The organism is Rhizobium mongolense USDA 1844 (genome assembly GCF_000419765.1).
In the GTDB taxonomy this organism is placed as follows: Bacteria; Pseudomonadota; Alphaproteobacteria; order Rhizobiales; family Rhizobiaceae; genus Rhizobium; species Rhizobium mongolense.
The window spans coordinates 484,091-497,052 of the sequence record NZ_ATTQ01000001.1 but is presented as its reverse complement, the minus strand read 5'-3'; the positions used below and the strand labels follow the sequence as shown (position 1 = coordinate 497,052).

Annotated in this window: 14 protein-coding genes, 1 pseudogene and 1 riboswitch; of the genes and pseudogenes, 9 read left to right on the top strand and 6 right to left on the bottom strand. The window is 59.0% G+C overall.

Going from position 1 to position 12,962, the window contains the following annotated elements:
• Positions 1-96: 96 nt before the first annotated feature.
• Positions 97-558, bottom strand: coding sequence for an NUDIX hydrolase (locus tag A3C3_RS0102725; RefSeq protein ID WP_022713085.1), 462 nt, complete (start codon positions 556-558; stop codon positions 97-99).
• Between the two features lie 173 nt (positions 559-731).
• On the opposite strand from A3C3_RS0102725, the gene A3C3_RS0102720 reads away from it, so the two are divergent.
• The 3 genes and pseudogenes from A3C3_RS0102720 to A3C3_RS43135 all read left to right on the top strand — a co-directional run.
• The gene (locus A3C3_RS0102720; protein WP_022713084.1) at positions 732-917 is read left to right on the top strand and encodes a hypothetical protein; all 186 of its coding nucleotides are present in this window, start codon (positions 732-734) and stop codon (positions 915-917) included.
• Entirely contained in the window at positions 910-1,371 is a 462-nt protein-coding gene (locus tag A3C3_RS0102715) for a pyridoxamine 5'-phosphate oxidase family protein (protein WP_022713083.1), read from the top strand. The genes A3C3_RS0102720 and A3C3_RS0102715 overlap by 8 nt, the downstream gene beginning before the upstream one ends.
• Positions 1,372-1,406: 35 nt before the next feature.
• Positions 1,407-1,667 (top strand): annotated as a pseudogene (locus A3C3_RS43135) (EF-hand domain-containing protein); the annotation flags it as partial.
• A 143-nt stretch (positions 1,668-1,810) separates the two neighbouring features.
• On the opposite strand, the gene katG reads toward A3C3_RS43135, so the two are convergent.
• A complete protein-coding gene (gene katG / locus A3C3_RS0102705; protein WP_022713082.1) occupies positions 1,811-4,012 on the bottom strand; it encodes a catalase/peroxidase HPI in 2,202 nt (733 codons plus the stop codon).
• Positions 4,013-4,243: 231 nt separating this feature from the next.
• Between katG and A3C3_RS37585 the strand changes: the two genes are divergently transcribed.
• Positions 4,244-5,182: a hydrogen peroxide-inducible genes activator gene (locus A3C3_RS37585; protein WP_022713081.1), complete on the top strand. Its 939-nt coding sequence runs from the start codon at positions 4,244-4,246 to the stop codon at positions 5,180-5,182.
• Positions 5,183-5,198: 16 nt separating this feature from the next.
• On the opposite strand, the gene A3C3_RS46455 is transcribed toward A3C3_RS37585, so the two are convergent.
• The 3 genes from A3C3_RS46455 to A3C3_RS0102685 all read right to left on the bottom strand — a co-directional run bounded on the left by A3C3_RS46455 (position 5,199) and on the right by A3C3_RS0102685 (position 6,551).
• Positions 5,199-5,429: a hypothetical protein gene (locus tag A3C3_RS46455; RefSeq protein WP_022713080.1), complete on the bottom strand. Its 231-nt coding sequence runs from the start codon at positions 5,427-5,429 to the stop codon at positions 5,199-5,201.
• A gap of 292 nt (positions 5,430-5,721) precedes the next feature.
• Positions 5,722-6,303 (bottom strand): cysteine hydrolase family protein, encoded by a 582-nt coding sequence (locus A3C3_RS0102690; protein ID WP_028739345.1) that lies wholly within the window; start codon positions 6,301-6,303, stop codon positions 5,722-5,724.
• A 17-nt stretch (positions 6,304-6,320) separates the two neighbouring features.
• Positions 6,321-6,551, bottom strand: a complete 231-nt coding sequence (locus A3C3_RS0102685) for a DUF6894 family protein (RefSeq protein WP_022713078.1) — start codon at positions 6,549-6,551, stop codon at positions 6,321-6,323.
• Between the two features lie 227 nt (positions 6,552-6,778).
• Between A3C3_RS0102685 and A3C3_RS0102680 the strand changes: the two genes are divergently transcribed.
• On the top strand, positions 6,779-7,276 hold the full coding sequence (locus tag A3C3_RS0102680; RefSeq protein ID WP_022713077.1) for a YciE/YciF ferroxidase family protein: 498 nt from the start codon (positions 6,779-6,781) through the stop codon (positions 7,274-7,276).
• Between the two features lie 234 nt (positions 7,277-7,510).
• Here A3C3_RS0102680 and A3C3_RS0102675 read toward each other — a convergent pair whose 3' ends face one another.
• Complete coding sequence (locus A3C3_RS0102675; protein WP_028739344.1) at positions 7,511-7,999, bottom strand: metallophosphoesterase family protein; 489 nt, start codon at positions 7,997-7,999, stop codon at positions 7,511-7,513.
• Positions 8,000-8,208: 209 nt separating this feature from the next.
• Between A3C3_RS0102675 and A3C3_RS0102670 the strand changes: the two genes are divergently transcribed.
• The 4 genes from A3C3_RS0102670 to A3C3_RS0102655 all read left to right on the top strand — a co-directional run bounded on the left by A3C3_RS0102670 (position 8,209) and on the right by A3C3_RS0102655 (position 12,789).
• Complete coding sequence (locus A3C3_RS0102670) at positions 8,209-9,423, top strand: metallochaperone AztD (RefSeq protein ID WP_033419538.1); 1,215 nt, start codon at positions 8,209-8,211, stop codon at positions 9,421-9,423.
• Positions 9,424-9,462: 39 nt separating this feature from the next.
• Positions 9,463-9,696, top strand: a riboswitch (cobalamin riboswitch).
• 254 nt (positions 9,697-9,950) lie between these two features.
• Positions 9,951-10,991, top strand: coding sequence for an ABC transporter substrate-binding protein (locus tag A3C3_RS0102665; RefSeq protein WP_022713074.1), 1,041 nt, complete (start codon positions 9,951-9,953; stop codon positions 10,989-10,991).
• Between the two features lie 59 nt (positions 10,992-11,050).
• A complete protein-coding gene (locus A3C3_RS0102660; RefSeq protein WP_084796897.1) occupies positions 11,051-12,028 on the top strand; it encodes a FecCD family ABC transporter permease in 978 nt (325 codons plus the stop codon).
• Complete coding sequence (locus tag A3C3_RS0102655; protein WP_022713072.1) at positions 12,025-12,789, top strand: ABC transporter ATP-binding protein; 765 nt, start codon at positions 12,025-12,027, stop codon at positions 12,787-12,789. Before A3C3_RS0102660 ends, A3C3_RS0102655 begins: the two co-directional genes overlap by 4 nt.
• Positions 12,790-12,962: the final 173 nt, after the last annotated feature.

Genomic DNA, 12,962 nt, shown 5'->3' with positions numbered 1-12,962 from the left:
AGTGCGAGCGAAGGGTCCGGTTGTGCGGTTCGTCAAATGCTCACGCGCAATGATCGCCTTGTTGCTGCTTGCTCGAGCCGTTGGAAAGGCGCCCAGCTAGGGTTGCAGGCGTGTTGCAAAAGCGAGAAGCACCTGTTGCTGACCTTTCAATATCTTGTGTTCGGCTTCGTCAAGACGGAACCATCCGGCTCGATCGACCTCTGGAAATGCCCTCATTTTCCCTGATCTCGGAGGCCATTCGATCTGGAATGTGTTGCTGACAATTGCTTCGGCGTCGATATCGGCCTCTATTGACCATACCAGCACGACTTTACCTCCGGGCTGCCGGTATTCGCCGAGCCAGATGAAGTTGCCTTCGATTTTCGACCCAACCTCCTCAAACACCTCCCGTTTTGCCGCCTCCAGCGCATCCTCACCTTGCTCCATAAGGCCCTTCGGGATCGACCAGGCGCCTTCGTCCTTCTGCGCCCAGAACGGCCCACCGGGATGGACCAGAAACACTTCCAGATATCCGGCGGTCTGCCGGAATATCAAAAGGCCTGCGCTACGTTTCGGCATGACAAGAGCTTCCTTGGGAGGCAGGAGCGAATATGTCCTACTCTACAAGATCCGACTGTGCGGAGTTTGAAACTCCGCCGTTGCAGTTTGACGAATATCATAGTTTCACTCCGCCATTGTCCTAAGCTCCTGTCACCGGGCAATCATTGCAGCTGCCTGCAAAGGAGAAAGGAATGTCGCTCGAAACACTACATGCCGACAACAGCGTCCTGACGATCAAGATTCCGAAAGGTGCAGAGGGATGTAAAAGCGAGCGCAAGACCGACATCAAGCCGGATGACCTTCCCTGCAGGTATGCTCGCTACCAATCTGGGCGCAGAACGCTATTTCAGATCACAGGGAGGTGTTTGCGTGTTTGAAATCCATGAAATGAGCAACAAGGAATGCGTTGAGCTGCTGCAGCGAGCACATTTCGGCCGGCTTGGATGCTGCAGGGAGGCCAGTCCCTACATTGTCCCGATCTATTTCGCCTACGAAGCGAACACCATTTACAGCTTCTCGTTGGCGGGCAGGAAGATCGAATGGATGCGGGACAATCCAAACGTCTGCCTTGAAGCCGAGGAACAGGGCGGAGACAAGGGTTGGAACTGCGTCATCGCCACGGGCAAGTTCCAGGAACTGCCCGACATCGAGCCATGGCACGCCCAGCGGATGCATGCTTGGTCACTTCTGCAAAAGCATAATGACTGGTGGGAAATTGGTGCCCTGAAGCCGGAGGCGATGCGCTCGGAAGCTGAAACCAGCCCGATCTACTATGCGATCAACATTCAAACGCTCACCGGCCGGTCCGCCCGGCCGCTCGAGCAGCAGTGATATCTCAACTTTCGGCGGGTCAGGACGAGGCGATCCAGCCGGGAGGACCGGGGAAGATGCCTCGCGGGATGATGGGTCGAGACATGATGCCGTCCGGCATGATGGGTGGGAATGCCGTTGGGGCCCATGCGTGGTCATATGATGAAGATCATGCTCGCCATCGCTGACGCAGATGGAGATGGCGCGCTTTCCTTGAGGAGGTAACCGCGATCCACGAGCGGATCTTCGACAAGGTCGATGCAAACAAGGACGGAAAGGTCACACCCGAGGAGATGCAGGCGTTCATGCGGCAATAACGGCCGACTGCGACAGCAAAGGCGTGCACGAGGTCCGCGTCTGTACTGGTGCACGCCTGCGCGCAGATTTGCACGGAGGCAATTTGCCCCTGTTTAGCGCTCGGGCGTGGCTGGACTTCAGCCGCGCCCGAGCGCGTTTCATCTCAAGCGAGGAGATCGAAGCGATCGGCGTCCATCACCTTCGTCCAGGCCGCGACGAAATCGTGCACGAACTTCCCTTGCGTGTCGCTCTGACCGTAAACCTCGGCAAGCGCCCTAAGCTGAGAATTCGAGCCGAAGACGAGGTCGATACGGGTACCGGTCCACCTCAGCTCATCCGTATTGCGGTCGCGTCCCTCAAACACATACTTTGATCCTGGAGCCGCCTTCCAAACCGTGCCCATGTCGAGCAGGTTGATGAAGAAGTCGTTGGTGAGCGCTTCAGGGCGCTTGGTGAACACGCCATTCTGGGACTGTCCCGCATTGGCGTTCAACACACGCAGGCCGCCGACAAGAACCGTCATTTCCGGCGCGGTCAGCGTCAGCAATTGCGCCTTGTCGATCAGCAACTCCTCGGGCGAAATGGAATATTCGCCCTTCTGATAGTTGCGGAACCCATCGGCGATCGGTTCGAGAACGGCAAAGGAGGCCACATCGGTCTGCTCCTGCGTCGCGTCGGTGCGGCCGGGTGTGAACGGAACCTCGATGTGATGACCGCCGTTCGCCGCAGCCTTCTCGACGGCCGCTGCGCCGCCGAGCACGATGAGATCTGCAAGCGACACCTTCTTGCCGCCAGGCTGGGCATCGTTGAACGCCTTCTGGATGCCTTCAAGGGTGTCGAGCACGGTTGCCAGCTGGGCCGGCTGATTGACCTCCCAGTCCTTTTGAGGCGCAAGACGGATGCGCGCGCCATTCGCGCCGCCGCGCTTGTCGGAGCCGCGGAAGGTCGACGCCGAGGCCCAGGCGGTCGAGACAAGCTGGGAGATGGGCAGTCCCGATGCGAGGATCTTGTCCTTGAGATCGGCGATATCCTGCGTATCGATCAGGACGTGATCAACGCCGGGAACCGGATCTTGCCAGATCAATTCTTCTGCCGGAACCTCCGGGCCGAGATAGCGTGGCCGCGGGCCCATGTCGCGGTGGGTCAGCTTGAACCACGCACGGGCAAATGCATCGGCGAACTGATCCGGATTTTCGAAGAAGCGCCTCGAAATCTTTTCGTAGGCAGGGTCGAAGCGCAAGGCAAGGTCCGTGGTCAGCATGGACGGCGCGTGACGCTTGGACTTGTCGTGCGCGTCCGGTACGGTAGCAGCACCGGCACCGTGCTTCGGCGTCCACTGATGCGCACCGGCCGGGCTCTTCGTCAGTTCCCATTCGTAACCGAACAGGTTCCAGAAGAAGTTGTTGCTCCACTTCGTCGGTGTCGTGGTCCAGATGACTTCGAGACCGCTGCCGATGGTGTCACCGCCCTTGCCCGTTCCGAAGCTGCTTGTCCAGCCGAGGCCCTGCTCCTCGATGCCAGCCCCCTCGGGCTCTACGCCGACATGTGAGGCGTCGCCTGCGCCGTGCGTCTTGCCGAAGGTATGTCCGCCTGCAATGAGCGCAACGGTCTCCTCATCATTCATGGCCATGCGCGCGAAGGTCTCACGAATGTCCCTGGCGGCGGCAAGCGGATCGGGATTGCCGTTCGGTCCTTCCGGATTGACGTAGATGAGGCCCATTTGTACGGCGGCGAGAGGGTTCTCGAGGTCTCGTTCGCCAGAGTAGCGCTTGTCGGCAAGCCAGGTGTCCTCGGCGCCCCAGTAGACGTCCTCCTCGGGCTCCCATACATCCGCGCGACCGCCGGCAAAGCCGAACGTTTTGAAGCCCATCGACTCCAGCGCAACGTTGCCCGTGAGGATCATGAGGTCGGCCCAGGAGATCTTGTTGCCGTATTTCTGCTTGATCGGCCATAGCAGCCGGCGCGCCTTGTCGAGGTTGACATTGTCCGGCCAGCTGTTGAGCGGTGCAAATCGCTGCTGACCGGCTCCCGCGCCGCCGCGCCCGTCGCCGGTACGGTAGGTGCCCGCGCTATGCCATGCCATGCGTATGAAAAGCGGGCCATAGTGACCGAAGTCCGCCGGCCACCAGTCCTGCGAATCAGTCATCAGCGCGAAGAGATCCTTCTTCAGAGCTTCCAGATCGAGCTTCTTGAACTCCTCGGCATAGTTGAATCCTTTGCCCATAGGGTCGGACAGCGAGGAATTCTGATGAAGAATTTTGAGATTCAACTGGTTCGGCCACCAGTCCCGGTTCGACCGCCCGCCATGGGCCGTATGTGTATGGGCAACCGGACACTTGCCCGCGGTCTCGACTTTTGAATCCATGTTTTTATCCCTTGCGATTACTTGTACTGGGTGACCCAGCGGAAGACGGCCTGCAGGAAAAGAGCTTACGGCGTTAGGCGTTGCGGATATTTGGACATCAACACGCTGCAGACCGCCGTCGATCACAAACCGGGTCGGACAGCGGCCGCATCTCCTCTGCTTTTCGCACTATATCCAAGCTGCTTCATTAATTTAAGTTGGATTTTCTGATCGCAGCGATAAGGTGAGGTTATGACAAATGTGACACTCAAGCAGCTTCGCTATTTCGAGGCGCTGGCCCGACAGGGCCATTTTGGACGCGCGGCAGATGTCTGTGCGATTTCCCAGCCGGCCTTGTCCATGCAGATCAAGGAACTGGAAGAAACGCTGGGGACGGAGCTCTTCGAAAGAGGCGCGCGTCAAGTCCGCCTGACCAGCTTCGGCGAAGCCTTTGCGCTTCGCGTGCGCGACATCCTGCGTTCTGTTGATGAACTGGCAGACCTAGCACGCGCTTCGCAGGACCGGCTGGTGGGGCGGCTGCGGATTGGCGTGATCCCGACGGTCGCGCCCTACCTGCTGCCTACGATCATCGGCAACCTCACCCGCATAAATGACGGGCTTGAGATCCATGTGCGCGAGACGTTGACCTCCAAGCTGGTTCATGAACTGGCGGAAGGCAGGCTCGACACTGCAATTGTCGCGTTGCCGGTATCCGAACCTTCGTTGACCGAGGTTGCGTTGTTTTCGGAGAATTTCGTTCTGGTCCGTCCAAGCGAGGATGAAGGTAAGCCTGTACCCAACCGCGAGGCCCTGCGTGAAATGAGACTGCTTCTACTGGAAGAAGGGCACTGTTTTCGCGATCAGGCTTTGTCATTCTGCAACATTCATTCAGCGCTGCCGCGAGAGCTGCTGGACGGCAGCTCTTTGTCGACGCTGGTCCAAATGGTCAGCGCCGGTATTGGCGTCACTTTGATCCCCGAAATGGCCGTGGGAGTCGAGACGCGCTCGGCGTCAGTCTCTGTCGCTCACTTTCAAAGCGTTCAACCCTCACGAACGATTGGCATGATCTGGCGCAAGACGAGCCCCTTAGCCCAACAGTTCTTGAAGGTTTCTGAAATCGTTCGCCAGTCAGCCGATGCGATGCGCAAGCAATACAAATCGAGCATCGTGGACGTGGGTGGCGCGCAATAACCGGCTCCCGGCGCCACTATTTGGGTACGCCATGTGCCCGACCTTCATCCTTGACTTCCCGCGGCGTGGGCGTGGGGATAACGCCATGATCCGGGGCCCTCACATCTTGCCCGATCGAACCATCCGAACCTACTGGACGCTCACCTTCACGGCTGGCACGTCTAGTGTCTCGCAGGGTTGTTGCCTCGTTTATGAGGGAGGCCAGTTCCTCGTCGGACAAGTTGGACAGGTCAAAGGTCTTGGTCATCATTCTCTCCTGGCAGGCTCTGTTTCTACGATGGTAAACGCACAACTTCGCGAAACGACCCAACGGCGGGAAGAAATCTGACCGCGCCAGCACGACCGACGAGGTGAAAAAGCCAAGTCTACCCCCTAAGCTCCCACCGTCGAAGAAGGTGCGGTAGCATGGCAATGCATTATACGGAAATGATGCGCCACTCTGCGAAAGAACGACGAAACCCTCTGACGAGAAGCCGTGGCATCGACGTCAGCCTTTGCGTGTTCCTGTGCATGGACGGCCTGGGCGCGAGGAGTGTCGACTAGATGCACTGCAGAAATCGATCGGTTTCCGTCAGCTCAAGCTGTACTGAAAATCGCTCGCCCAGGAGTTCCAACGACGCCTCATGCGATTCATCTGCACCGCTACAGACAGCGTCCGTCAATAAAATGACCCGGTAGCCGAGATCGATTGCACCCAGAACCGCAGCCAATACGCAGACGTCCGTCTCGCCACCGCTGATGACAAGGGTCGACACGCCCTCTTCGGCAAGCGTCGCATGGAGCCGACCACTGATCCAAGGTGAGTAAGTGGCCTTGTCGAAGACCCGAGCAGGCGGCACAAGGCGGGCAAGCGAAGGGACAAGTTCTATCAGACCCGACGGCAGCTGCTTGCGCGTCATCATCCACCATTTCTCATAATAGTGTTGCCATGTGCCCGGCATGTCGGCTGCGTTTTCCGGTGGAATAAAACGGGTGAAGACCGTCCGCTCGGCGTGATGGCCTGCGACCTCCTCAACCAGCGGCAAGGTGCGTTTCATCCATTCGACGTGCCATGGCGTCGCCTCGAAGAACAGGCTCTGCATGTCCACGCACAAGTGACGCCATTCGCCAAGACTGTGCATATGCTCGCTCAGCGGCGTCACTCCTTGCTAATTTCCTCTAGGATCAATCGCAGCTCAGTGATTGGCAGGCGGTTTTCGTCGAACAGCTCGACGGACAACATGTGGACGGGGGTTTCGGGCAATCCGCCGGCGGCAGTCTCGGTAAGAGCGTGGCGGGCTTCGGCCTTTGCAGCCTGCACCCCGTCAAACTCGCGGCTCGTCTCTGCCAATTCCCCTTTCGCGCCGACGACCCTGTAAAAGTATTTCATCTGAGCTCTCCATGGGTTGTCAGTGAAACACTTTCCGGGAGCGCTGGTTCCGCGTGAAACGTGATGCCTTTGGACAATCGTTCCGAAGACGACGGGCAGTCGGGTCGTCTCGCAGAGGTTTTACGTTTCGCATGTCGGTGCGCCATGGGCTTGTTATCAGTTGCTCGGAACATCCCGCGCTGCGTCGCGTTCAGGTTGGTCACTTACCCCTGCCATAGGAGAGCAGAATGGCTGCAAAGACGCTAAACGACCTGTTCGTCGACACACTGAAGGACATTTACTTCGCCGAGAAGCAAATCCTCAAAGCCTTGCCGAAGATGGCGCGCGCGGCGCAATCGGAGGAAGGCAAAGCGGGTTTCCTGAAACACCGTGACGAAACCGAAAGTCAGATCGAGCGGCTCGTGCAGGTGTTCGAGATCATCGGCAAGCCCGCTCGTGGCAAGACCTGCGAGGCGATTCAGGGCATCATCGCCGAAAGCGAAGAGATCATCGAAGAGTTCAAAGGCTCTGCCGCACTCGACGCGGGCCTGATCTCTGCGGCCCAGGCCGTCGAACATTATGAAATCGCCCGCTACGGCACGCTGATCGCCTGGGCCAAGCAGCTGGGTCTGAAGGACGCGATCCCTCTCCTTCAGGCAAGCCTCGCGGAAGAGGAAGCCACCGACAAGAAGCTCACCCAGCTTGCGCAAACTTCGGCAAATGTGAAGGCAACGAAGGCTGCATGAGTCATTATTTCTGATTGCCTGGAGGGCCGCCATTCCCGCGGCCTTCCAGCATGCCCCGCGTCGGCGCTGGAGGTTGCTCTTTCGTTCGACCAGGGCCGGGCAGGACATTTATTCGCTACGACCATTTGTTCTGTCCAAACGCAATCCGTGTCACGCGGTCGCAACAGGGATGGGGAACGCAGCGCCTTCGGCATTATCAGTCGCCATCGACGCCATGATCGAGACCGCAACTTGTCACGGCAAAGACAGCAGCTGCGCAAGTGTGACCGGACGGAGAGCCCGCGCATCGACGCCGACATCATATTGCCGGGGCATCGGCTTCAGCCGGCCATGCGAATGCCCATGAAGGTTGATCGAGTTTTTGCCCATCTTGTGCCAAGTCCGGAACGGAAAATGACATAGCACGAGAAGGTGCTCGTCTGTAACGAGCTCGGCATAATGCTGAACGCTGGTCCAGTTCTCAGCCTTCGTGGTCGTCTCGGGATCACAGTTGCCAATAATCAAGTGCTTGCGGCCGTTCAGAATCGAAAGAAGCTGATCGCAGTCGCCCCCTTTCGCCGACATGAAGTCGCCGAGATGCCAGATGTCGTCGTCTTTTCCGACGATGGCATTCCAGTTCCTGATCAGCGCAACGTCGTGCTCTGCCATATCGGGGAACGGCCTGCGATCGATCCGCAGCACACGTGGGTCGGCGAAATGGGTGTCACTCGTAAAGTAGATCATGAAAGGAACAATGGAGCGGCAGCGGCCAGAGTCAAAGTGCCCAGCAGCTCTTACAGACCGGGCCGTCAGCGCGAGCACGCTTATGGGGTCTGGACTTTCTTCGGCTCCTGCTGGTGCCGATTTCGACAGCCATAGCCCGGCGGCCTGGACATATTTCTGGAACTCCGCTAGAGCTTGTAATGTTATTACATATCAAAAAGGGATTTCCGATGTTACCCAGATTGACAATCGCCGGGGCCTTTGCAGCAAGCCTCTTGGTGAACCCGGCCTCCGCTGAAGAGGAAAAGCAGACATGGCGCCTGTTCATCGCCGACCACACGGCACCCATCGTTCGTTCATTCGACGTCAAGACCGGTGATGAGATCGGCGAGTTTGGGCTAAAGGGTTATGCGGCGCTGGCCGCCAGTCATTCCGGCCAGACTGTTTTTGCCGTCCAATCAGAAGCCAATACCGTCCAGGTGATCAAAACCGGCGTGACGCTTTCCGACCATGGCGAGCATCGCGATCTGGAAACATCCGCACCTTCGCTGCTACAGGCCACACTCGACGGGAAGCGGCCGGTCCACGCCGTCATGCATGGCGACGACGTGGTATTGTTCTACGATCGGGAAGGCAAAGCCAAGCTCGTTTCCGAAGAAGGTCTTCTGGACGGCGCAGCATCCGAAACGCTCATAGACGCGACGGCACCTCACCATGGTGTCGCCGTGCCCATGGGGCGGAATATGCTGGTCTCGGTTCCCGATACCAACGCGGAAACCAAACCGGATGAGCTGCCGCCGCGTCTGGGCCTACGTGTTCTAAGCGCAAACGGAAGACAGGTCGGCGACGTCACACCCTGCACGGCGCTGCACGGGGAAGCCTTCTCGGCAAAGCTCGTTGCCTTCGGCTGCGAGGAAGGTGTCCTGATTGCGCGTCCTGGCAAGGAGCAGACCGTGCAACTTAAAATGCTGGAATATGGCCACAAGCTGCCGAAGGGAAAAGTGACGACCTTGCTCGGCAGTAAGGCGATGCAATTTTTCCTGGGCAACTACGGCGAGGACAAAATTGCCCTGATCGACCCAGACGGCACCGAACCGTATCGCTTGGTCGACCTGCCGACCCGCCGTGTCGATTTCGCGCTCGATCCCACGCGGGTCAAGAATGCCTATGTACTGACCGAAGACGGGCAACTGCATCTTGTCGACATTCTAAGCGGTCAGATCACGATGTCGGCAAGCGTCACCGAGCCTTACAGCAAGGATGGTCACTGGCGCGATCCGCGCCCGCGGCTCGCCGTTGCAGGCGATCAGATTGCCATCACCGATCCTCGCCATAGCGTTGTGCGGATGATCGATATTGAGACCATGAAAGAGGTTCGGACCATCCCAGTTGAGGGACTGCCTTTCAGCATCGTCGCCGTTGGGGGATCAGGCGCCGTCCATTGATTACCCTTGTATCTACGGCTTGACGTGACGGTTGCGCTCGGCATAACTGAGCGCGACGGTTCCCCGAAGTAAACTCCGAGGGGATTAATAGGGAACACGGTGCGGACGACCCAAAAGGGACCAAGACCGTGGCTGCCCCCGCAACTGTAAGCGGATTGCCGACCATCCTCGTGGCGCCATGCGCCATGCCACTGTGAGCTCGGTCTCACGGGAAGGCAGATGGTCCGGCGCATATCCGCGAGCCAGGAGACCTGCCGTCAAAGAGAGATCCAATTGAACGGGCGGGGTTGCCCGGAACAGGAGACGAGATGATTTCTTTTGACGCCCCTAATCGGCGCAGACCCCTTCCGCGTGAGACGGAACGGATCGCTCTTTTCAATAAACCATAGCCGCTGCAGGTAACAAGCCAGTCGTGCCGGACGGCTCGCCCGCCCGTATGGCCGGTGACCACCTTAAGCGTTTCCCATCAACATCGGAGCGATCAGGCCGCCGTGCCGACGCATCCTCAATTCCCTATGAGTGTTTCCATGTCATCCGATCCAAAACTTCGGCGGTTCATTCTGCGCCTTGCCTTCGCGGCATTGGCAACCTGCGCGATTTCTGCACCTGCTTTTGCCGCTTCGACCACCTACCCCCTGACAATTGCCAATTGCGGCCGATCCATCACCTTCGATAAGGCGCCGGACAAGGTGGTATCGATCGGCCAGGCGATGACTGAAATCCTGCTGTCGCTCGGCCTTTCGGATCGCATCACGGCCACGGCTGTCTGGTTCAGCCCGGTGCTCAAACAATTCGATGCGGAAAACAGCAAGATCAAGCGGCTCGCCGACAATGATCCAAGCTTCGAGGCGGTGGTCGGAACCGGCCCCGACCTGGTTGCTGCCGAGTTCGAGTGGCATGTTGGCCCGAACGGCTCGGTTGGAACCTACGATCAGTTTTCGAAGCTTGGCATCAACACCTATGTCGCGCCGGCCGATTGCGCCGCCAAGGACAATACGACGGGTGGTGATGGTGTCCGCAAGGAAATGCTGAAAACCGAGGTCATCTATCAGGAGATCGCCGAACTTGCCGCGATCTTTGACGTTCAGGACCGCGGCGAGGCATTGATCGCAAGGCTGAAGGAGCGTGAGGACAAGGCGATTGCATCCGTTGCCGAGGCAAGGGTACGGCGTATCCCGGTCGTATTCTGGTTCTCCAGCAAGGAAGTCGACGGGGAAGCCTTCATGGCCGGCCGCAGCGGCGCGCCCGCCTATATCATGCAGGCCCTTGGGGCAAAGAACGTGATTGCCACGAACGAGGAATGGCCGTTGGTCGGCTGGGAAACGGTCGCCGGTCTTAATCCTGCAATCATCGTCATCGCCGGGATGGACCGGCGCCGCTACGTTGCCGACGATCCGGCCATCAAGCTTAGGTTTCTGAACACCGATCCTGTGGCAAGCAGGATCAGCGCTGTGGAAAAGAAGCACGTGGTCGTCATGGATTCGCAGGCAATGAGCCCATCGATCCGCCTTGTCGACGGCATCGAAACGCTTGCAGCAGCCATACGGCAGTTTGGACTGGCGAAGTGAGCAACGACGCCGGGCAACACGACGGATGGGGCGGCTTTGCCGCCTTGTCCCTGCTTTCAATGGCTGCACTGACATTGTCGATGGGCCTTGCCGTGTCGATCGGCGAAATCGCCATACCGCTGCGCACGATTGCGGAAGCTATTGCCAACCGAATGTTCGGCACCTCCTTCGCAATCAAGCCGATCCATGAGGGTATCATCTGGGACTATCGACTGAGCCGCGCCCTGGTCGCTGCAAGTTCCGGCGCGGCTCTTGCTATGACGGGCGCCATGCTGCAGGCGCTGCTTCGCAATCCGCTTGCCGAACCTTATGTGCTTGGCATTTCGGCGGGCGCTTCGACCGGCGCGGTCGCCATCATGATCCTCGGCATCGGGTCCGGCGTGCTTTCGCTATCCACCGGTGCTTTTTTCGGTGCGGTGGCAGCCTTCGGTCTCGTCTCGCTTTTGGCCGCAGGCGCAGGCGGCGGCGCCGATCGGATCATCCTGGCAGGCGTTGCCGGTTCGCAGCTCTTCAATGCGCTGACGTCCTACATCGTCACGACCTCGGCCAATGCCGAGCAGGCAAGGGGTATCATGTTCTGGTTGCTCGGGAGCCTCAGCGGCGTACGCTGGACGGATGTTTTGCTCGTCACCCCCATTGCCGGCGGCGGCTTTGTTATCTGCATGCTTCACGCACGTGTGCTGGATGCCTTTGCCTTCGGTACGGACTCTGCCGCAGCGCTCGGCGTACCGGTACGGCGGGTGCGTCTTACCCTTCTTGGACTGACGGCCGTGATGACCGCTGCCGTCGTCAGCATCGTCGGTTCGATCGGCTTCGTTGGTCTTGTCATTCCGCACGCGGCGCGCTTTCTGGTCGGTCCGGTTCACGAGCGGTTACTGCCGGCAACTGCGTTGATCGGGGCGATCTTCATGGTACTTGCCGATATCGTCTCGCGCACGATCATCCCGCAGCAAGTGCTTCCAATTGGCGTGGTCACGGCACTTTTCGGCGCTCCTGTCTTCGCCCTCATCCTCTACAAGGCAAGGAGGCCGGTATGAGCATATCGATGCGCAACGTCGCCTGGGACGCCGGCAGCACAGTGATCGTCGATGGCGTCAGCCTTGATGTTGCGCCGGGCAAGACGCTTGGTCTGCTCGGACCCAATGGCTCTGGCAAGTCGAGCCTGCTGCGTCTCATCTGCCGGCTGCGGCAGGTCAAGAGCGGCGTCATCAGACTGGGCGAGAGCGATATCAGCACAATGGCGCGTCGCGAGATCGCCCAGCGTATCGCACTGGTCGAACAGCAGGCGACAACCGATGCGGACCTTTCGGTAAGGGATGTTGTCCGCCTCGGGCGAACGCCGCATCGAGGCGCACTCTCCCCCTGGGATAGGACCGACGAAGCCGCCGTCAATGCGGCACTGGAACAGGTCGGCATGACGGCCAAGGCTTTACAGCTGTGGCGCACGCTGTCAGGCGGAGAGCGTCAGCGCACGCACATCGCTCGCGCCCTTGCGCAGACGCCGACCGAACTGCTGCTTGATGAACCAACCAATCATCTCGACATCCAGCATCAGTTGGAGCTGCTGGATCTCGTCACGACGCTTCCGGTCACCAGCGTCATCGCATTGCATGATCTCAATCTGGCGGCAATGTTCTGCGACAGCTTGGCGGTCCTGCATAGCGGCCGCGTGGTTGCTGCCGGGCCGCCCGAAGCGGTTCTAACCGAAGAGCTCGTTCGGGATGTATTCGGGGTCCGGGCTCATATCGAGAAGTCGGTGGTTCACGGCAGGCATTACATCCAGTATCTCACCCGTTAACGACGGCACCATCGAAGGAAAGGATCGGTTGATGGTGGCGGGCAGGCATCATTCGCTCCTGCCTTTGGCATCCTCGTCTGGAGCGATGTCTGCTTCCAGGCTGGCGCAGACCTGTCCATCCCGCCGGTTTTGCCGCAAGGATGGTTCGATGTCGCATCTTGCCGATCTCCGGC